Here is a 21371-nt window from a genome sequence, read left to right on the forward strand (position 1 = left end):
CTGCGGCGCCTCAAGGCAAGAGCGCCGGTGCTACAATTGGCCCCTAGCGGGCGTACTTACCCAGCGCGCCTTCCCCCTCCCAGACTCAGACCGCTATGCCACCAGACTTGCGCACGACCTACGAACTCGGTAACCACAACCAGACCACGACCTGGCTGGAATGCATCACCTTCTATCAAGATCTTGCCGCACGCTATCCGCAAGTGCTGCACTTCGAACAGATCGGCCTGTCCGACTCGGGCGTGCCCATCCACGCTGGCGTCGTCAGCGGGGACGGCGTGTTTGACCGCGAGCAGATCAAGCGTGCAGGCCGCACGGTGTTCTTCAACAACAACGGCATCCACCCGGGCGAACCGGAAGGCATCGACGCCTGCATGGCCATCGTGCGCGACCTCTGCACGCAGCCGGAACGCCTGGCGGCGCTGGGCAGCACCGTCTTGCTGTTCATTCCGATCTACAACGTCGATGGCAGCCTGAACCGCGCCAATACATCGCGCGTGAATCAGGATGGCCCGGAGCAATTCGGTTTCCGCGGCAATAGCCGCCACCTGGACCTGAACCGCGATTTCATCAAGTGCGACAGCCTGAACGCGCAAGTGTTCAACCGCCTGCTGGCCAGCTGGGACCCGGACGTGATGGTCGACACGCACACGTCGAACGGCGCCGACTACCCGTACACGATGACCCTGATCCACACGCAGACGGATAAGCTGGGCAACGGCCTGGGCCCCTTCCTGCAAGACACCATGCTGCCGCACATCTTTGCGCAGATGGAAAACGCTGGCTGGCCCACCTGCCCGTACGTGAACCCCGTCAAGGACAGCCCCGACCACGGCATTGCCGAATTCCTCGAAGTGCCCCGTTTCTCGACCGGCTTTGCGGCCTTGCACCACGTCATCGGTTTCATGCCGGAAACGCACATGCTGAAACCGTTTGCCGACCGCTACGCTTCCATGCGCGCCCTGCTCGACATCACCATGGCGTTTACCATCGAACATGGCGAACAGATCAAGCAATTGCGCGCGCAGGCAAAAGCAGCTGGCCGCACGCAAGCCGAGTGGCCCATCCACTGGGCCATGAATGAAGAGCAGCCGTCGACCTTCCCCTTCAAGGGCTATGCGGCGCAATACACGCCGAGTCTGCTGGGTGACTACCAGCGCCTGTCCTACGACCGCTCACAGCCGTGGGAACGCGATATCGCCTACTACAACCGCTTCGATGCGGACGTCACCGTGGCCGCGCCGAAAGCCTATATCGTGCCGCAAGCGTGGCGCGAAGTGATCGAACGGCTGCGCTGGAACGGCGTCGAAACGAGCCGCATCACCACCGAACAGACGCTAACGGCCCGCTACTACCACATCGCCTCTGTCGGCACGCGCGCCACGGCCTACGAAGGCCACATGTTCCACGACCATGTAGAACTCGAAGCGCGCACGGGCCAGTTCACCGTGCAAGCGGGCGATTATGTCGTCAGCCTGGACCAGGACAACGCCCGCTACGCCGTGGAAACACTGGAGCCGCAGGCGCACGACAGCTTCTTCCGCTGGGGTTTCTTCAATAGCGTGCTGGAGAAGAAAGAAGCGTTTTCCGATTACGTGTTCGAAGACATGGCATCCGAACTGCTGCGCGATGAACCGGCGCTGGCGGCCAAGTTTGCTGACTGGAAAGCTGCCAATCCCGCCTTGCTGAGCAATCAGGAAGCCGTGCTGAACTTCATCTTTGCACACTGCCAGCGCTTTGCCGAGCCGGAATGGCGGCGCTACCCAGTGATCGCCCTGATGTAAATCCGGGCTGTAGCGACTGCAACATCCTGGCGCCGCATCGGAGACCCCGGTGCGGCGCCTCTTTCTGTGCCCTACCCACAAGGTAATCCCATGCACTACGCACTGAACCTGCGCACCTTTATTTACAGCCATTATTTTTATCTGGGCTTGCGCGTGGCCATCGGTCTCGTCGGCCTGGCCTTGCTGACCCAGGAAATCAGCGATAGCGCCACCGCCATGACGGTATGCATCGGCGCCCTGTGCACGACCCTGATGGACATGCCCAGCCCGCTGCGCCACAAGTTCAACGAAATGCTGGCCTCGGTACTGCTGTGCAGCGCCGTCACCTTATTGATCAGCCTATGCGGGCCCGTGCAGTGGCTGTTGATGACGGTGCTCGTGCTCGTCAGTTTCCTTGCCAGCATGATGGTGGTGTATGGCAAGAAATCCATGCCCTTGCAACTGGCCGCCCTGTTCATCATGACCATGTCGATGGAGCACCAGATGACGTGGCAGCAATCGTTCCACCATGCGGGCCTGTTCATGCTGGGCGGCCTCATCTATCTGGCCTACGCCATGGCCATCGCCTGGGTCTTGCGCCACCGCATCAAGCAGCAGGTACTGGCCGAAGCCCTGTTCGAACTGGCCGCCTACATCGATATCAAGGCCGATTTCTACGATACGCGTTTCAATCTGACGGAGCAGTTCAACAAGCTGGTGCGCCATCAAAGCATCCTGGCCGACCGCCAGCAAGCGTCGCGCGACCTGATTTTGCGCAGCCACAAGAACAGCAAGGATGCCATCGTCGTGCAAGTGCACGTGTGCATGCTCGATCTATATGAACTGATCCTTTCCACGCACACGGATTACGCGCTGCTGCGCCAGCACCTGGCCGACTCCGACGTGCTGAAATCCTTGCACGACCTGGCGTACAAGGCGGCGCGCGACATCGAAGCCGTAGCCTACGCCGTCACGCGCAAGCGCGCCTCGTATGCGCAGATCAGTTACGACAAGGAATGGGCCGACATCGAAGGAGAAATTGCCCGCCTGCAGGCAAAGGGAGAAAATGCGCAGGAAGCGCTGGCCACCCTGCGCGCGCAGCGCAACAAGATCCGCGCCATTCTGAAAATGATCGCGGAATTGCACCTGGCCAGCCAGAAAGTCTACGACAACGTACCGTTCTGGAGCGGCGCAGACATGGCGCCATTCTTGTCGCAGCAGAAATATGAACTGAAAACCCTGCTGTCGAATCTGCGCCTGGAGTCCCCCGTGTTCCGCTTCGCCCTGCGCGTATCGATGGCGATCTCGGTAGGCTTGCTGATCGGACACTGGCTGCCGTATGCGGCCCACAGCTACTGGATTGTGCTCACCATCGTCATCATCCTGCGCCCCACGTTCAGCATGACGCGCCAGCGCCGCGCCGACCGCATCATCGGCACCATCATCGGCTGCGTGATCACGGCCATCGTGATCCGCTTCGTGCACAGCAATATCGTGCTGATGGCCATTTTGTTCCTCTCCATCGTGGCCACGCCCACCTTCATCTATTTGCGCTACCGCTACACGGCCATTGCCGTGAGCCTGATGATCCTGCTGCAAATGCACCTGGTGGCGCCCAGCAACCCGAACCTCGTCAGCGAGCGCCTGATCGATACCCTGATCGGTGCGGCTGTCGCCACCGTGTTCAGCTTTGTGCTGGCCAATTGGGAATACCAGAGCCTGCCGCGCCTGGTGCGCCAGGTGCTCAATGTAAACCTCAGCTATATGCAGGCCAGCTTCGCGCTGCTGCAGGGAAAGTGTTTCGATGATTTCGCCTACCGCATCGAGCGCAAGCGCTTGATGGACAGCCTGGCCGCACTCAGCTCGGCCCTGGTGCGCATGCTCGACGAACCAGCCAGCAAGCAGCGGGCCGTGGAAGACATCAACCTGTTCATCGTGCAAAATTACTTGCTGGTGGCCCACGTGGCGGCCCTGCGCTCCATCCTGGGACGCCACGCCAGCCAGCTGCCTGTCGCGCCCGTCAACGCCTTGCTCAGCCACAGCCATACGCAAGTGTGTTTGACCCTGTCGCGCGCGCTGGAGCAGCTCGACAACCAGGCGACGATCAGCGCGCCGCTGGCTCCCCCTGCCGCGCCGCCCGTCAGCGACGTGGCCTGGTCCGGCTGGCCGCTGGTGCAGCGGCGTATCCGCCTGTTGCAGGCAGATGCCGACAAGATCGTGATACATAGCGCGGCGATCGTACACATTGTGACACCGCGCTAAATCCCCGGGATCTATTTCAGATAGCGCTCAAACCAGCCGATAGTACGCTTCTGCAAGTCGCGCTGGTGCTCGGGCTTGCGGAAGGAGTGCCCTTCGCCATCGTAGATGAACAGGCTGGACGGTACGCCCATGGCGCGCAAGCCGTGCCAGAATTCCAGCGACTGGGCCGCCGGCGTTTCCACGTCGCGCTCGCCCACGTAGATCAGGGTCGGCGTCTTCGCCGCCTTGATCGATTCGATGGGCGAGGCACGGCGGTAGACGTCCGGCTTGTCATAGGCGGAAGCGCCAAAGAACGGGATCATCCACTGATTGATGCCGTTCTGGCCGTAATAGCTGATCCAGTTCGATACGCCCGCACCGGCCACGGCCGCCTTGAAGCGGTCGCTGTGCGTGACGCCCCACATGGTCATGAAGCCGCCATACGAATGGCCGATCAGGCCCAGGCGCTGGCCATCGACGGGCGCCACTTTTTCCACCGTATCGATGCCGGCCAGGATGTCGCGCCAGTCGCCGCCGCCGAAGTCGGCCATATTGGCGCGCGTAAAGGCCTGGCCCTGGCCAAAGCTGCCGCGCGGATTGGGCAGGAAGACAAAATAGCCTTTTTGCGTCAATTCCTCGATCACGGTACGCGCTTCCACATAACGGGGCGAGGCGGCTGCACCGGGCCCGCCATGCACGTTGACGATCATCGGATACTGCTTGCCTGCTTCCGTCTTCAACGGCCCCAGCAGCCAGCCTTGCACCTTGTATTGTTCGTTGTTCCAGCCCACGTTCTGCACCGTCACCTGCGGCGCAAAGCCGTCATTGTCGCGCGTGATCTTTTTCAGCTGGCCCACCGGTCCCGCCACCAGGTAAGAAGCGTGCGTAAAGTCTTCCTGTGCGGCAGCGGCGTGACGGCCGTCGGCGCTGAACGACAAACGGCCATCGCTGCCGCTGCTGCTCAGTTCTCCAAGCATCACCGGCCGGGCCGGTCCGCTTTGCGCATCGACGGGCACCAGCGCCAGCTGCGAATCGATCAGGGCCGTTGCCAGCAAACCGGCGCCGCGCCAGACGACGCCATTGAAGGTGCCGCGGTAATCAGGCGTGAGATTGCGCGGCGTGCCGCCGGCCAGCGGCACGGTGTACAGGTCGCCGCCGATGGAGCCGAAATCGCTCATCAGGCCGCCGATGAAGACCACCGTCTTGCCGTCCGGCGAGACCGATGGCAGGTTCAGCTGCATGGCTGGCGACGCGATCACGCGCAGGGCGCCCGTGGCCGCATCAACATGGCTGAGCTTGGCAACCCACCAGTTGCTGTCGCCATTGCCTTGCGCGCTGGTGGCAACAAAGCCGCGGCCATCGGGCGTCCAGCTGTATTCATACACATAGGTGTCGCTTGGCGACAGCAGACGCGGCTCGCCACCGCTGGCCGGCACGACGGCGATGCGCTGGGCATCGTCTTCGCTGCCCACTTCGCCCACCTGGCGCACGCCAGCCTCCACGGCGCCGGCCAGCTTGCGCGCGCCCACCGTGGCCAGCAGGGCCAGCTGCTTGCCATCCGGCGACCAGCGCACCGTGCTGGCCACGCCCTTGATAGTGGTCAACACACGGGCCTGCGCCTGCGACAGGGTGGCCAGGTACAGCTGCGCCGTGCCCGCCTTGGCGTCGTAGCCAACGAAAGCCAGTTGCCGGCCATCGGGCGACCAGCTGGGCTTGTCGTAGGAACACACGGCACACGGATCGAATTGCTGCACGATGGCGCCGTTGGCGGCATCGCGCACGACGATGGCCGCATGCGGGCGCTGCGGCTGCTCGCCCGCCTTGCTCGATTCGATGGCGGCGATGCGCTGGCCATTCGCGGACAGGGCCACGGCGCGGTAATCGCGCAATGCCGGTTCCGTTGCAGGGGCGGCCTGTGCCGTGTTGCCCAGAAGACTGCTTGCCAGCAAGCCGCAAGCGGCCAAATCAGTTATTTTCATCATGTAAATTCCGGTTAGAAATAAAAAAAACCGCCGGCAAGCGCGGCGGTTTTGGATGGAACAGACTGCATTAGCGGGCTTTCTTGCCCAGATGCGAATGCCGCATGCTGTACAGGAAATAAATGGCCACCGTCACCGCCATCCACACGCTGAACACGACAAACGTCGTATGCGGCAAATCGCGCATGATGTAGAGGCAAGCCAGGATGCTCAGGCCAGGAATCACGTACGGGCCGAACGGCACGCTGAAGCCTTCGATGCGGTTGGCGCCCTGCTTGTGGCGCAGCACGGGCACGGCGATCGAGACCACCATGAAGGCTGTCAGGGTACCGATGCTGACCATGTCCCACAAGTAAGTGGCATCGACGGAACCGGCTACCACGGCCACCACCAGGCAAACGATGATGGTATTGCTGACCGGCACCAGGGTGCGCGGGTGGATTTTCTGGAACGATTTCGGGATCAGGCCGTCGCGGCTGACGGCAAACAGGATCCGCGTCTGGCCGTAGATCGTCACCAGGGTCACGCTGAAGACGGAAATGACGGCGCCGGCTGACAGCACCAGCGCGGGCCAGGTCTTGCCCGTGACGTTTTGCAGGATCACCGCCAGGCCCGCTTCCTGGCCTTCGAACAATTTCGCCTGCTGTGCGCCGAGGGCGGCCACGGCCACCAGCAAATAAAACACGGTAACGATGAGCAAGGCGCCGAGAATGCCGCGCGGCACGTTGCGCGTGGGATTTTTCACTTCATCACCCGCCGTCGCCACGGTATCGAGGCCGATGAAGGAGAAGAAGACAGTACCGGCCGCAGCTGTGACGCCCGTCATGCCGGCAAAGCCCTTGCTGTTGTCGGCATTGAAGAAGGGGAAGAAATTGTCGGCGTTAAAGCCGGAAAACGCGATGACGATGAAAAATACGAGGATCGCCAGCTTGATGATGACCATGATGGCATTCATCAGGGCCGATTCCTTGGCGCCGCGCAGCAGCAGGAAGCCGCACATGCAGATCAAAAAGATCGGCGGCAGGTTGATGTGGCCGGCATGAAACTCCATGCCATGCGGGCCGGAAACGATCATCGGCGTGCGCAGCATCTCGGGGATGTGCCAGCCGAAAGCGTTTTCCAGGAAGTTGTTCAGGTAGGACGACCAGCCGATGGCCACGGCACTGCCCGCCAATCCGTATTCGAGCAGCAGACAGGCGGCCATGATGAAGGCAAGAAACTCGCCCACGGTGGCATAGGCAAACGAATACGAGGAGCCGGAGGCGGGTATGCGGAACGACAATTCCGCATAGCACAAGGCCGTCAAGCCGGCCGTGATGGCGGCGATCAGGAAAGACAGGACGACCGATGGGCCCGCCTTGGGGACGGCTTCGACCATGGTAAAGAAAATGCCCGTGCCGATGGTGGCGCCGACGCCGATCATGGTGAGGGAAAACAGGCCGATGGACCGGCTCAAGCCACTGCTGCTGAGGCCTTCACCATATTCGACCGTGGTATCGATCGGCTTGGTGCGGCAAAGTTTCTGGACCAGGGTTTGGCTCACTAGCATTCCTTTATGAGGCATGCACTTGAACACCTGCCAAAACCTACTGCGCGTCGTGATTTGCGGCCTGCGATGCTCGCTGACTCGGCGTCCCCGTGCATTCACACAGCTGCGCTTCTCAGCCACAACGCACATTCGCTCGCTACGGTTTTGTTAAGTGTCCTTAGATACATGACGGGTAAACACAAATAAAAACGGCGCTCCGGCCCTACCTGGCAAAAAACCGGAAAGATCGCGTCCATTTTCAAAACTAAGCGATTATAGGGCTTTCATCGGCTCAGCTAAACAGAAGTTTGATGCAAGGAAACAACGCCAGGCGTGCGCCGCAAAACGCGCACTGGCGCTAGGGGAACATGGAATTGCCAATATGAAAGAAAAAGCGCGCCGCTGCTGGAGCAGGGGCGCGCTTTCGGTTCAGCTCAGCCGAGCCGGATTACTTCTTGCCCTGCGGCGCATCGGCCGGCGGCCAGCCAGCTTCGTAGCCTTGCGGCACGTCATCGCGCCGCTCTTTCGGCGCCAGGCCCAGTACGTAGTACAGCACCGTCAGCAGGATCAGCCAGGCTGGTCCCACCATCAAGGCGATGCGCGTATCGGGGAAATACGCCATCAGGCCGATCACGAGCGCCAGGAAAGCCAGCGAAATCCAGGAACCGTAAGGCGCAAACGGCATGCGGAAGGCCAGGTTCTTGATTTCCAGCGGCGTCAAGGTCTTGCGGAACTGAATCTGCGTGACGAGGATCACGCCCCAGGTCCAGACGGCGCCGAAGGTGGAAATCGAGGTGACCCAGATAAACACTTTTTCCGGCACCATGTAGTTCAGCAGCACACCGATCAGCAGCGCCACGACGGACACCAGGATGGCGCGGCGCGGCACGCCGCTGGCCGTGGTTTCCGCAAACGCCTTGGGCGCCTGGCCTTGCAGCGCCAGGTTGTACAGCATGCGGCCCGTGCTGAAGATGCCGCCATTGCACGACGACAAGGCCGCCGTCAGCACGACGAAGTTGATGATGCCGGCGGCCGTCTTGATGCCCAGGCGTTCGAACGTCATCACGAAGGGGCTGCCGGTGGTGCCGATTTCATTCCATGGATAGATCGACAGGATGACGAACAGCGCGCCGACATAGAAAATCAGGATGCGCCAGAACACGGAATTGATGGCGTCGGGAATCGATTTCTTCGGATTTGCCGCTTCGCCAGCCGTCAGGCCGATCATTTCCACGCCCAGGTAGGCAAACATCACCATCTGCAGCGACATCAGCACACCCTGCGCGCCATTCGGGAAGAAGCCGCCATGCGTCCACAGGTTCGAGATACCGATGGCCACGCCGTCGTTGCCGAGGCCGAAGATGATCATGCCCGTGCCGCCGATGATCATCAGGATGATGGTGACCACCTTGATCAGGGCGAACCAGAACTCGAACTCGCCGTAGGCTTTCACGGCCAGCAGGTTGATGGCGCCCATGGAGCCCAAGGCCGCCAGGGCCCAGATCCAGCGCGGCACGTCGGGGAACCAGATGCCCATGTAGATGGCGACGGCGGTAATTTCCGCCACGCAGGTGACCAGCCACAGGAACCAGTAGTTCCAGCCCGTCAGATAGCCTTGCAGGGGACCCAGGTAATCCTGGGCATAGCGGCTGAAGGAGCCGGCCACGGGATTGTGCACGGCCATTTCGCCCAGCGCGCGCATGATCATGAAGATGACCGCGCCACCGATGATATACGACAGCATGATGCCGGGGCCGGCCATCTTGATGGCGTTGCCGGAACCCAAAAACAGGCCCACGCCAATCGCGGCGCCCAGCGCCATCAGGCGGATCTGCCGCTCGCCCAGGCCGCGGTGCAAGCCTTGTTCACTCGTTTTCATTACGTGTCTCCGTTTTTTTCTTGAATACACCGATCCCTCCACCCCAATGGCGGTTCCGCTCTTGCTGGAAAGAAGGAAAAGGCGCGCCGGCGGCAAGCGCCGGCATGTTCAGATGATCAGGCCAGTTCGGCGATCAGCTCGATCTCGACGCAAGCGCCCAGCGGGATTTGCGCCACGCCGAAGGCGGAGCGGGCGTGCTTGCCGCTGTCGCCGAAGACTTCGACGAACAGTTCCGAGGCGCCATTCGTCACCAGGTGCTGTTCCGTGAATGTGGAAGTGGAATTGACCAGGCTCATGACCTTGACGATGCGCTTGACCTTGTTCAAGTCGCCGCCGCATGCGTCTTGCAAGGTGGCGATCAGTTCGATGGCGATGCCGCGCGCTGCGATCTTGCCTTCTTCCGTCGTGACATCCTTGCCCAACTGCCCCACCCAGACCTTGCCATCCTTCTTGGCCAGGTGGCCGGACAGGAAGACGGTGTTGCCCGTGCGGGCATGCATCACGTAGGCGGCAGCGGGTGCGGCGACGACTGGCAGTTCGATGTTGAGGGCTTTGAGTTTTTCGTAAAACGACATGCTATTTCTCCAAGAAAACAATATAAGCGAAACCAAAATTCATGCACGGCAGGGCACGGAGGATGACGCCCTGGCAGCGCGGCAGTGACCGACAACAGTGCCAGATTAAACGTCATCATATTGGTGAACCAGCAGTTTTAGTTCACAAATAGGCCCGGTTATTCAGTGGATTATACCGACAATCAAACAAAATTCAGCATCGGTTCATGAAGCATGCTCTACAGGCATCGAGCGTGACTTTTTTCATTAAATTGTCACTTGTGCAATGTCAAGCCCTCCGGGTCAAGGTTTATCGCATCCAGAAATGCCTGGTCGTGCGAAACCACAAGTAACGCGCCCTGATATTGCAGCAGCATCTGCTCCAGCGCCTGCAGGCTGGCCAGGTCCAGATGGTTGTCAGGCTCGTCAAGCAGCAACAGTTGCGGCGGCGCCTGCGCATACAGCTCGGCCGCCAGCGCCACCTTCATGCGCTCGCCGCCGCTGAGCAAACGGCTGGGCATGGTGGCGCGCGCGCCGGCAATGCCCAGCAGCGCCAGCCGCGTGCGCAGCTCGCCTTCCGGCATGCTGCTATGGCGTTCCTGCAAGCGCTGCACGGCGCTCCACTCGCCGTCCTGCAGTCCCGCATGCTGGTCCAGCCAGGCTACCCTGGCATGGCAGCGCAGTTCGCCGCTGGCGGGCGCCAGCTGTCCGGCGATCACGCGCAGCAGGGTCGACTTGCCGCTGCCATTGTCGCCCGTCACGGCCAGGCGGCGCGGCCCGTTCAGTACCAGGTTGATGGCGTGCGCCTGGCCATGCGGCAAGAGCAATTCGCGCAGCTCCAGCAGCAGCTTGCCGTTCGGCACGGCACTCTGGGGTGCCAGCAGCAACCGTTCGGCCTCGGGCGCGCAGCGGGCGCTGGCGTCCATCACCCTTTGCTGGCGCGCCTGCTGCGCCTCTTGCGCGCGCACGCGCAGCCTGCCCTGGCTATCCTGGCTTTTCTCCTTGCGCGCGTCGAGCAGGAGCTTGCTTTGATTGCCTTCGCGACCCTCGCGTTCGCCGCGCACCACCCGTTTCTGTTGCCGTTCTGCCTGCTGCTGCGCTTCGCGCTGTTCGCGTCTGGCGCCGGCCTTTTCCGCCTGCAGGGCGGCCGCAAAACCGGCCTGCTCCAGCGCGCGCTGCTGCGCATACATCGCGTAATTGCCGCCATAGCTGCGCAAGCCCTGCGGCGACAGTTCGGCGATTTCATCGACGTGCTCGAGCAAGCCGCGGTCATGGCTGACCAGCAGCAAGCCGCCAGGCCAGCGCGCCATCTGCGCCACCAGGCGGGCGCGCTGCTGCGCATCGAGATGGTTGCTCGGTTCATCGAGCACCAGCCAGTCCGCCTGCGACAGCCAGGCGCCTTGCAGGGCGATGCGCTGGCGCTCGCCGCCGCTCAGGCTGGCCGTTGGCGTATCGGCATCCACATGGCGCAAATCGAGCGCATCGAGCGCCTGGCGCAGGCGGGCGTGCGCATCCCAGCGTTCGCCCACGAGGGCATAATCGGCTTCGTCGATGCTGCCTTCGGCGATGCGCGCCAGCGCCGCCAGCAGGCTGGTCACGCCAGCGAGGGCCGCCACGGTGGGATAGTGCTGCGGATCAAGTTCCTGCGCCACGTAATGCACGCTGCCGTCACAGCGCGCGGCGCCGGAAGACGGCTGCGCCTGGCCCGCCAGCAGGCGCGCCAGCACGCTCTTGCCCACGCCGTTATCGCCGACGAGGCCGATACGTTGCGGGGCAAAGGAAAATTGCAAATCGGAAAACAGGGTGCGGCCATCGGGCAGCACAAGGGAAAGACGGTCGAGTTGTAGTAATGCGGGCATGGATACTCCTTGTACGTGCAGACAGGGCTGGCAAACCCGCGCGGCGCAAGGCGCTGTGGCGGGATGGGCGAGGCCGTGCACAGCACGGCAGTATCAATGGCGCATGTCGAAGCGTCCTGGAGAAATGGGGAAGAAGCGTCAGTGTAGCAGAGACAGCAGGGTCAGCGCTGGCCCAGGGTCGTGTCGCCGAACAGGTGCTTGAATTCACGCGGCTGCGAGCGCCAGTACTGCGGTGGCGCCGACACTTGCGCGCCCAGCTGGGCCGCCGCGTGCCAGGGCCAGCGCGGATCGAACAGGATGGCGCGCGCCAGCGCCACCATGTCGGACTGGCCTTTGGCAATGATGTCTTCCGCCTGTTGCGCTTCCGTGATCAAGCCCACGCTGATGGTGGGCAAGCCGCTGTCGCGCTTGATGCGCTCGGCAAACGCCACCTGGTAGCCGGGACTCACGGGAATTTGCTGCTGGGGCGAAATGCCACCGCTGGAGACGTGGATGAAGTCGGCGCCCAGCTGCTTGAGTTCCTGCGCGAAGCGCACGCTTTGTTCGATTTCCCAGCCGCCATCGACCCAGTCGGTGGCGGAAAGGCGCACGCCCACGGCCACGCTGTCGGGCACGGCGGCGCGCACGGCTTCATACACTTCCAGCGGAAAACGCATGCGGTTTTCCAGGCTGCCGCCATACGCGTCGGTACGGTGATTGGACAGCGGCGAGAGGAACTGGTGCAGCAGATAACCGTGCGCCGCATGCAGTTCGATGCCCTCGATGCCAAGCGCATGCACGCGCTGGGCGGCCGCGACAAACGCGCCCTTGATTTGCAACAAACCCATTTCGTCCAGGGCGATCGGCACGGTTTCGCCGGGTGCGTGGGCGATGGCCGACGGCGCCACCGTTTGCCAGCCGCCCTCGGCCAGGTGCACGCAGGCGCCGCCCTGCCAGGGCGCGCGGCTCGACGCCTTGCGTCCCGCATGGCCCAGTTGCACCACCAGCGGAATCGGAGAGTGGCGGCGGATCGCCTGCACCACCTTGGCCAGCGCCGCCTGGTTCGCGTCCGACCACAGGCCCAGGTCTTCGGCCGAGATGCGCCCCTCGGGCGAGACGGCCGTCGCTTCCGTCATCAGCAAGCCCGCGCCGGACAGGGCCAGGTGGCCCAGGTGGATCATGTGCCAGTCGGTGGCGTTGCCGTTGTCGGCCGAGTACTGGCACATGGGCGCGATGGCGATACGGTTGGCCACCTGCAGCGGCCCCAGTGCATATGGCGTGAATAGCTGGCTCATGGCGGACTCCGGAAAAGGGGAAGCACCGATTCTACTGCGCTTTGGCGATCGGGGCCTTACACCTGCTTACGTTTGATACAGCGCACCGTCTAGCCTTGCGGCGAGGAGACCGTTAATCTGGACACATCAATAACACCCGCAGTGCCACCCCAGGAGAACACATGAACACGACGACTACCGCCAGCCGCATCCACCCCTTGATGGCCGGCGCCGCCATTTCCGTGACGGTCCTGTGCCTGGTGGGCGCAGCGTCCATCGCCGGCATCCTGCCCAATTCGCGGGCGAACGTGCCTGCCGACGTGGCCGCCATGACGCCGGCCAGCGCCGCTGCCCTGGCAGCGCCCGCGACTGCTCCCGTGACTGCACCGGTAGCCGCGCCTGTCGTCGCGCAAGCGGCTCCGGCACCAGCTCCGGCGCCTGTCGTGCGCAAGCGCGTCGTGCACCATACGCAAGTGGCGCAATCGCGTCCTGCCTACAATGACGATGGCTACCGCGAGACAGCCTACCGCGAACCCGTACGCCAGCCACAGCCAGTGCCTGCGCCAGCACCGGCACAACCCAACTACGTGGGCATCGGCACGGGCGCCGTCATCGGCGGCTTGATCGGCAATCAGGTCGGTGGCGGCCGCGGCAAGGCGCTGGCGACGGTGGCCGGCGTAATCGGCGGCGGCATGCTGGGCAATGCTGTGCAGAACCAGGTCCAACAGCAGCCACAGCGATAAAAAACCTGCTGCGCGTCGCGCTTTGCGGCCTGCGATGCTCACTGTGCTTCAGCACAGTTGCGCTTCTCGGCCACAAATCATCGCCGCTCGCGACGGTTTTTCAGGCCTGTCAATCGTAAGGGCCAAGATAGTCAAGCTTGCCCACGGCCACGCCATTGTTCCTCAGAATGGCATGGACCATGGAAACGTGGAAATAGAAGTTCGGCAAGGCAAAGCTGAGCAGGTAATTGTCGCCCGAGAATGTCGTTCCCTCGTCCGTCCAGTTCAGCACGACTTCCTTCTGCGCGCTGCCCGCCATCTGGCCCGCATTCACGCTGTCGATATAGGCGATGGTGTTGGCGATGCGCTCTTGCAGCTGCTCGAACGATGCCTCGTTATCCTCGAACTTCGGCGCCGGCACGCCGCTCAAGCGTTCGACCGACATCTTCGACGTATCGCTGGCGCGCTGCACCTGCGCCGTCAGGTCCAGCATGTCGGGCGCCAGCTGCGCGCCCAGCAAAATCTCGGGCACGATGCCATCTTCCTCCACATGGGCTTGCGCTTTTTCCAGCAGGGCCGAAACGACCCGCAAGCCGCGGATGAAGACGGGAATGGTTGCCTGATACATGGACACGGACATGGCGAACTCCTGATAGTGAACGATGAGCCAGTGTACCCGAGGCGCTGTTATCCGGCAGGGCGCGCATGTGCGCCGACGCACGGATCAGCTCAGTTCGTTCTACTTTTCCAGATTCACCTTGCCATCCGGCGCATGGCCGGGCTGTTCCGCAGGTTCGGCCTGCGGCGCCTGCTTTTCCTTGCGCTTGCCGCCCAAAAACTTGACGATGGCCGCGCCGCCGCCCACCAGCGCCAGCAACAGCACTTTCTTGAAGGCCAGCAGCAGCGCCAGCAGCTTGCCAAACAAGCCCAGCTTGCTGGCCACGCCGCCGGCCACCAGCGCCGCCAGGCCATATTCAGCCACCTTGTCCGTCTTGCTGTCGAAATCCGTATAGCGGTTACCGTCTGTAAATTCCGTGAACGCCGTCACTTGCTGCATCTCTTTCTTGATCGCCTCGATCTGCTGCATGCTGGCAATCGCGTTCAGGTTCAGCACGCCTTCGCGGCCCAGCACGCGCACGTTGTAGTTCAGCGAATGCTCGCCGCCATCGACCATCAAATCCTTGGCCCAGTACAGCTTGTGCGTATCCTTGGCGTAGCTGGGTTTTTCCGCCCAGCCCATCAGATGGATGCCGGGATAACCCTGCTTCTTGCGCTCCGCATTGTTTTCCAGCACGGACGCCTGCATATCCTTGAGCAATTCGTCGTACTTGATGCTGTCCGCATCGTCATCCTTGATATGCCCTTCCTTTTCATACGTCACCACCACGCCCCAGCTGTCGCGCTCGAGCACGCTGGTCTTGGCCGGCACGATCATGCCCAGCGATTCCATACCTGGCGGATTACCCCAGGCATCGACCAGCACGCGCTCGGCGTCCGCCGGCGACAAATAACGGAAGCTGGCGGGCAAATCCAGGGTGGCGATGCCGCCTGGCAAGGTGATCTTGCCGCGCTGCAGGTGCAACTGGGCAAGGAATTGCTCGGCCGTCATTTCCGGTGCGGCTGCCTTCTCTTCGGCGGGGGCGGCAGCCGTCAGGCCGGAAAGGGTCAGGCACAGCAGGGCTGTCAGCAGGCGTTTCAACATGATCGGTCCAAAAAAATTGCAAAGGGTAAATATTTTAAATCAACTGATTGCCTAATGGATAATTATTTCCGTGCGGCATTTTTCCCATGAAAAAGCGCCAGGCGGGTTTTCCCGGCTGGCGCCTGTGAGGCTAGACGATTACTGGACAATCAAGAGACGCGCACCACCATCAGCCCCGCGCGCAAGCCCACACGCACGTCCGGGTTCGGAAACACCACCAGTTCTTCCGCATGCTGCACCGTGTACACCTGCTCGCCATCGCTGGCGATCACGGCATGCTGCGGCAGGGACGTGAAATTTTGCGTGCTGCGGTCAAACGCCATGCGGAACTCATCGCTGTGCTTGATGATTTCCTGCGCCACCTTGAACACGTGCGGCGCTGCCTTGACCGGTTGCGCAGGCAAGCCGCGCAGCAAGCCGTCCAGCGCCCGCGACACGTCGTCGAACAGGGACAGATCGTTCTGCCCCAAGGTGCCCACGCGGCCCAGTTCCACCGTGCTGGCGGCCGCGCCGAAATGCTCGGCCGAATAATAACTGTAGGTGCCGGCCGATTGCGGGTTCATGATGATGGCGCCGATGGACGCCTGGCCCAGCCAGGCTATCAGCTGCGCCTTGGCGTCGTCGGCCACCAGGTCGGGCACGATGGCAAACGTGGGGTACACGGAAGGCCGGATGGCCGTGTGCAAATCCAGGTGCCAGCGCACGGGACCGGCCGTTTCAAAGAACGCTGCCGTGGCGGCGATCATTTCATCGGCGCGCGCGCTTTCCGCCGCTTGCGCCAGGCTCCCCCGCACGGGGCGGAACATGCGATTCAGGTCGGCGTCGATGAAACGCTTGCCGGCCCGGATCGCATCGACATTGCCCACGCAGACAAGCAGGTCGACGGCCAGCGTCGACGCATCGCGCGACAGCGCGTCGAGCAGATGCGCCAGCACTTCGATCGGCCCCGTTTCGTCGCCATGCACGCCCACCGAGACGGCCACGCTGGCGCGCCCTTCTCCCGGCTTGACGACCTGCAGCATGCCGGGCGCCGGCAAGGCCACCGTAAAACCGGCGTTGGCGAACAACTGCGCCACGCCGCTGAAATCGGCCTGCGCCAGCGCCTGCACGGCCGGCGGCAAGCCGCCAGCGCCCTGTCCAGCTTGTCGTACTTCTTGCGTCATTACACCGCCGCTTCCGCTGTGGATTTCGTCGTGATTTTATTCACGGCTTCCGACAAGGTCCACACGTCCAGCATGGCTTGCTCCAGTTCCGTCGCCGCCACATAGGCCGACAGGCCCAGCGCGCCCGTCACGGCATCGACGGCCTGGCCGGCATTGCCTTGCTCAGCGCGCGCCAGCACTTGCGTCAGCAGACGCTGTTGCGTGCGGCGCAGGGCTTGCTGCGCGTAGTTGCGCAACTGCTCCTGCGACTTGCCTTGCGCGGCCAGCTTCAGGCCACGTTCCAGGGTGTCGATGCCCGCCTGGCTGCGCAGGGCCAGGCCCACTTGCAGGAAGGCGGCCAGGCCCATCGCCGCAGGACGCGGCACGGACAGGGCCGGGAACAGGAAGCCGGCGACGACTTCCAGCGCATCGACCGCATCCCACGCCTGGACGAAGGCCGGCGTCAGGCCCGGCACCAGCGCTGCTTCCGACTTGATGCCGACGGCTTTCAGCAGCTCGCGCTTCGATTCCGCACCAAACAGGCGCGTGAGTTCGGCCAGGCCGGCGCCGCGCAATTGCTCGGCCGGCACGGACAGGACACCGGCGATCATCGTTTGCTGCAGCACGCGCGTTTGCGCGTCGACCTTGATCGACACGTCGCGCGGCACCGTCAGCGCATCGGCGTCGAGCGCGTCGAACACGGGCGCCAGGTTCAGCGCCACCCAGGCCTGGCCCCAGGCCAGGATCACGGCCGATTCGTCCACGCCATGCTCCGCCGCCAGGTTGCGGATCATCAGCGGGCCGCAGCGGTTGATCACTTCATTGGCCAGCACGGTTGCCAGGATGGCGTTGGCCAGCGGGTGGTCGAGCGCCGAACGGGTTTCCACCAGCAAGGATGGGAAGTAAGGCTTGAGCACCGGCTCGGCCCACGTTTCATCCGTCAACGGCAGCGCGGACAGGATGCGCTTGAAGCGGTTCTTCACGTTGGCGATCACCACCGCCAGTTCCGGCGTGGTCAAGCCACGGTTATCGAGCTTGCGGCGTGCCAGTTCGGCCACCGATGGCAGCTGCTCCAGCTCGCGCGACAGGGCGCCCTCTTCTTCCAGGCTGGCGATCAGTGCGGCATAGCCATCCTGCACGGCGCCTTCGCTTTGCGCCTGCAACTCGCGTACCAGCAAATGCGTCTGCTGCGTGTTGTCGCGCAAGACCAGGCGTTCGACGTCGTCCGTCATCGCATACAGCTCGCGATTGCGTTCCTCTTCCGTAAGCTTGCCCGCATTGACTTCCACGTCCAGCCAGATTTTCACGTTCACTTCATGGTCCGAGCAATCCACGCCGGCCGAGTTGTCGATCGCATCGGTAAAGATGCGTCCGCCCGCCAGCGCGAATTCGATGCGGCCGGCCTGCGTCGCACCCAAATTCCCCCCTTCCGCCACGACCTTCACGCGCAGCTCATTGCCGCTGACGCGGATATGGTCATTCGCGCGGTCCTTCACTTGCGCGTGCGTCTCCGTGGAAGCCTTGATGTAGGTGCCGATGCCGCCGTTGTAGAACAGGTCCACGGGCGACTTCAGGATGCGGTGCATCAGTTCTTCCGGCGCCAGCGAGGTCTCCTGAATATCGAGCGCGGCGCGGATCTGCGGCGACAGCTCGATGGTGCGGCTTGAACGCGGATACACGCCGCCGCCTGCCGAGATCAAGTCCTTGTTGTAGTCGTCCCACGAGGAGCGCGGCAAGGCGAACAGGCGCGCGCGTTCTTCGAACGAGACGGCGACGTCCGGTGTCGGGTCGAGGAAGATGTGGCGGTGGTCGAATGCGGCCACCAGTTTCAGCTGGCGCGACAGCAGTACGCCGTTGCCGAACACGTCGCCCGACATGTCGCCCACGCCGACCATGGTGATCGGAGTGGTATTGAGGTCGTGGTCCATTTCATAGAAGTGGCGCTTCACGGCTTCGAATGCACCCTTGGCGGTGATGCCCAGCTTCTTGTGGTCGTAGCCGTTCGAGCCACCCGAGGCGAACGCGTCGCCGAGCCAGAAGCCGCGCTGCACGGCGATGCCGTTGGCGATGTCCGAGAACGTGGCCGTGCCCTTGTCGGCAGCGACCACCAGGTATGGATCGGCTTCATCGAAGCACACGGTATCGACTGGCGGGACGATATTGCCCAGCGAGCGGTTGTCCGTCACTTCCAGCAAGCTGGAAATGAACAGGCGGTAGACGGCTTCGCCTTCAGCCGCGATGGTTTCGCGCACGGCGTCCTTCGGCATCATCTTGCAGACAAAACCACCCTTCGCGCCGGCCGGCACGATGACGGCGTTTTTGACCATCTGGGCCTTGACGAGGCCCAGTACTTCGGTGCGGTAGTCTTCCATGCGGTCGGACCAGCGCAAGCCGCCACGGGCGACAGGGCCGCCGCGCAGGTGCACGCCTTCGAAGCGGCGCGAGAAGACGAAAATCTCGCGGTAAGGACGCGGTTCCGGCACCAGCGCCAGGCTGCTGGTGTCGAACTTGAAGATGATCTTGTCGCCGGCTTGATTGTTCTGGAAGTAGCTGGTGCGCAGGGTGGCGGCCATCAGGTCGGCCAGCGCGCCGAGGATTTCCTCGGTATCGGCATGGTTCACGGAGGGCAGGCCGGCCTTGATGGCGGCGATGCTTTCCAGGGCGGCCGCGTGCTGCGCGTCGGACAGCGCTGGATCGAAGCGCTGCAGGAAGGCTTCTACCAGGGCTTTGACCTGGGCCGGCTGCTTGCGCAGGCTTTCGGCAATGTAGCGCACCGAGAAGCGGCTGCCCGTCTGGCGCCAGTAGCTGGTGTAGGCGCGCACCAGTTGCACTTCGCGCGTCGACAAGCCGCCTTCGATGACGAGGCCATTCAGGCGGCCATCTTCGGCCGTGTCGTTGAACAGGGCGGCAAACAGTTCCTGCGCCACGGCGACGACGGATGGCTGCGCCAGTTTCGCCGCGCTGGCGGCATCGACCGTCAGGCTGGTGACGAAATAGCGCGTGCCATCGGACAGCGAAACCGAATACGCCTGTTCGCGGTCGATCGCCACGCCGGCATTGTGCAGGGCCGGCAGGATGGTCGACAGCGGCGGCACCTTGTTGGCCGAGTACAAACGGATCGTCGTAACGGCGCCCGTCTCGATGCGCACGGCCACGTGCGCCGGATCGGTGTTGCGCAGGATGGTGTCGAGGTCGCGGAAGGCGACGGCCGGCGCGGTGGCGGCCACGTAATCGAGCGGCAAGGTAGCGCAGAGTTTACGCAGGCTGGTGCGCAGTGCCACGTCGGGCACGGCGTCGGCCACGGCGGCAAAGCCGTTATGCCAGCCATCGAGCACGCTCAGGAGCGGCTGTTCGATGTCCGTTTCCAGGTCCAGCGGGTAGCGCGCGGCGTGCGCAATCAGGTAGACGCGCGCCAGCGGGCCGTCGGCCACCAGGGTCTGCGTGCTCACATGCGTGGCGCCGGAACTGGCTTGCAGGGCCTTTGCCAGGCTCGATGCCACGCTGGCGCTGTAGCGCTCGCGCGGCAGGTAGACCAGCACGTTCAGGTGGCGCGCGTACACGTCGCGGCGCGCGAAGACCTTGGTGCGCGGCTGCTTGTACAGCGAGACGACGGCGCCGCACACTTGCGCCAGCCAGTCGAGGTCCGCTTCCAGCGCTTCCGTGCGCGGCAGGGATTCGAGGATTTCGCGGAATTTCTCGGCACGGAAACCTTGCTGGCGCACGCCGGCCAGGCTCAATACCTTGGCCACGCGGCCGCGCGCAAACGGCAGTGCCGCCAGCGGAGTGGAATTGCCGGCGCGGGTGAACAGGCCGACGAAGCAATGCTCGCCCAGGATCGCTCCTTGCGCATCCATGTCGCGCACGCCGATGAAGTCCAGCTGCTGGTCGCGGTGCAAAGTGCCTGCCACGTCAGCCTTGACGATGGACAGCGCCGAGTCGCGCTTGGCCAGCGTATCGAAGTCGCCCGGGATATTCGCCAGGCAGGTGCCGTAGACGGGGTGCGCCGTATCCTGCAGCACGCCGACGCGGCTCGGGATGTCGCGTTCGAGTTCGCGCACGCCCGGCTTGACGCGGTAGTAGGCGTAGCCGAACACTTCAAAGCCGCCGCTGCGCGCCCATTCCAGGAAAGCGGCCACTTCCGCGCCTTCTTCGCCATGCTGGGCGGCAGTTGTGGCGACAGCGGCCAGGCGCTCGCTCATGGCGGCGCTATCGCGGCGCACCACCGCGGCGTCACGCGCGACCGTCTCCAGGGCGGCGACCAGCGCAGCCAGGGCTTCCGGCGCCAGCTCTTCGTCGAGCAGCACCAGCACATACGATTCGAGCGGGTCGCCCGGCTGGCGCACCGCTTCGACGCTGCCGTCAGCGGCGCGGCGCACGGGCAGCACGGTGTTCATCACGCCGCGCACTGCCAGGTGCTGGCGGCGCATGGCCATGACGATGGAATCGACCAGGTAAGGCATGTCTTCGTTCAGGATCAGCAAGGCGCTCGCCATGCCGCCACGGCCATCCGCATAACGCAGGGTGGCGATCTGGCAGCCGCTGCCGGTGCGCTTGGCCGCTTGCGTGAAGCCGTCAACCAGCACCGGTGCCAGGCTGTCGGGCGCGATATCGGCCAGGTCTTCGGCGTCGAGCGAGTCGAGCCATGCCTGCACCAGCTGCACGACAGGCGCTGCCGCCTTGCCTGCATTGCCAGCCGCGTTAATCAACTCCAGCGTTTGTGTACGCAAATCTTGTGGCGTGTGATTCATC

General features: G+C 63.3%; 13 protein-coding genes. 3 read left to right on the forward strand and 10 right to left on the reverse strand.

All coding sequences use genetic code 11. From position 1 onward, the window contains the following. Positions 1-95: 95 nt before the first annotated feature. Together U0004_RS27985 and U0004_RS27990 are read left to right on the forward strand one after the other, a co-directional pair. Positions 96-1784, forward strand: coding sequence for a M14 family zinc carboxypeptidase (locus U0004_RS27985; protein WP_070254756.1), 1689 nt, complete (start codon positions 96-98; stop codon positions 1782-1784). 90 nt (positions 1785-1874) lie between these two features. Further along, the gene (locus U0004_RS27990) at positions 1875-4025 is read left to right on the forward strand and encodes an FUSC family protein (protein ID WP_070254758.1); all 2151 of its coding nucleotides are present in this window, start codon (positions 1875-1877) and stop codon (positions 4023-4025) included. A gap of 11 nt (positions 4026-4036) precedes the next feature. Here U0004_RS27990 and U0004_RS27995 read toward each other — a convergent pair whose 3' ends face one another. From U0004_RS27995 to U0004_RS28020, 6 genes are all read right to left on the reverse strand, one after another. Beyond that, a complete protein-coding gene (locus tag U0004_RS27995; protein WP_231958624.1) occupies positions 4037-5986 on the reverse strand; it encodes a S9 family peptidase in 1950 nt (649 codons plus the stop codon). Positions 5987-6053: 67 nt separating this feature from the next. Then, positions 6054-7526 (reverse strand): amino acid permease, encoded by a 1473-nt coding sequence (locus tag U0004_RS28000; RefSeq protein ID WP_080753216.1) that lies wholly within the window; start codon positions 7524-7526, stop codon positions 6054-6056. Positions 7527-7959: 433 nt separating this feature from the next. After that, positions 7960-9390, reverse strand: coding sequence for an amino acid permease (locus U0004_RS28005; RefSeq protein WP_034778907.1), 1431 nt, complete (start codon positions 9388-9390; stop codon positions 7960-7962). Positions 9391-9506: 116 nt separating this feature from the next. Then, entirely contained in the window at positions 9507-9965 is a 459-nt protein-coding gene (locus tag U0004_RS28010) for a RidA family protein (RefSeq protein WP_070254760.1), read from the reverse strand. A 254-nt stretch (positions 9966-10219) separates the two neighbouring features. Then, entirely contained in the window at positions 10220-11803 is a 1584-nt protein-coding gene (locus tag U0004_RS28015; protein ID WP_070254762.1) for an ABC-F family ATP-binding cassette domain-containing protein, read from the reverse strand. A 161-nt stretch (positions 11804-11964) separates the two neighbouring features. Continuing rightward, positions 11965-13077 carry an NADH:flavin oxidoreductase/NADH oxidase gene (locus U0004_RS28020; protein WP_070254764.1) on the reverse strand — a complete coding sequence of 371 codons (1113 nt, stop codon included), beginning with the start codon at positions 13075-13077 and terminating at the stop codon, positions 11965-11967. Positions 13078-13238: 161 nt separating this feature from the next. On the opposite strand from U0004_RS28020, the gene U0004_RS28025 reads away from it, so the two are divergent. Next, positions 13239-13799 (forward strand): glycine zipper 2TM domain-containing protein, encoded by a 561-nt coding sequence (locus U0004_RS28025; protein WP_070254766.1) that lies wholly within the window; start codon positions 13239-13241, stop codon positions 13797-13799. A 109-nt stretch (positions 13800-13908) separates the two neighbouring features. Here U0004_RS28025 and U0004_RS28030 read toward each other — a convergent pair whose 3' ends face one another. The 4 genes from U0004_RS28030 to U0004_RS28045 all read right to left on the reverse strand — a co-directional run bounded on the left by U0004_RS28030 (position 13909) and on the right by U0004_RS28045 (position 21370). After that, positions 13909-14418 carry a DUF1993 domain-containing protein gene (locus U0004_RS28030; RefSeq protein ID WP_070254768.1) on the reverse strand — a complete coding sequence of 170 codons (510 nt, stop codon included), beginning with the start codon at positions 14416-14418 and terminating at the stop codon, positions 13909-13911. A gap of 99 nt (positions 14419-14517) precedes the next feature. Further along, a complete protein-coding gene (locus tag U0004_RS28035) occupies positions 14518-15480 on the reverse strand; it encodes a DUF2167 domain-containing protein (RefSeq protein ID WP_115057594.1) in 963 nt (320 codons plus the stop codon). 149 nt (positions 15481-15629) lie between these two features. After that, on the reverse strand, positions 15630-16643 hold the full coding sequence (locus tag U0004_RS28040) for a succinylglutamate desuccinylase (RefSeq protein WP_070254770.1): 1014 nt from the start codon (positions 16641-16643) through the stop codon (positions 15630-15632). Continuing rightward, positions 16643-21370: an NAD-glutamate dehydrogenase domain-containing protein gene (locus U0004_RS28045; RefSeq protein ID WP_070254772.1), complete on the reverse strand. Its 4728-nt coding sequence runs from the start codon at positions 21368-21370 to the stop codon at positions 16643-16645. Before U0004_RS28045 ends, U0004_RS28040 begins: the two co-directional genes overlap by 1 nt. Position 21371: the final 1 nt, after the last annotated feature.

Origin of the sequence: Janthinobacterium lividum, assembly GCF_034424625.1 — a bacterium.
Taxonomy (GTDB): domain Bacteria; phylum Pseudomonadota; class Gammaproteobacteria; order Burkholderiales; family Burkholderiaceae_D; genus Janthinobacterium; species Janthinobacterium lividum.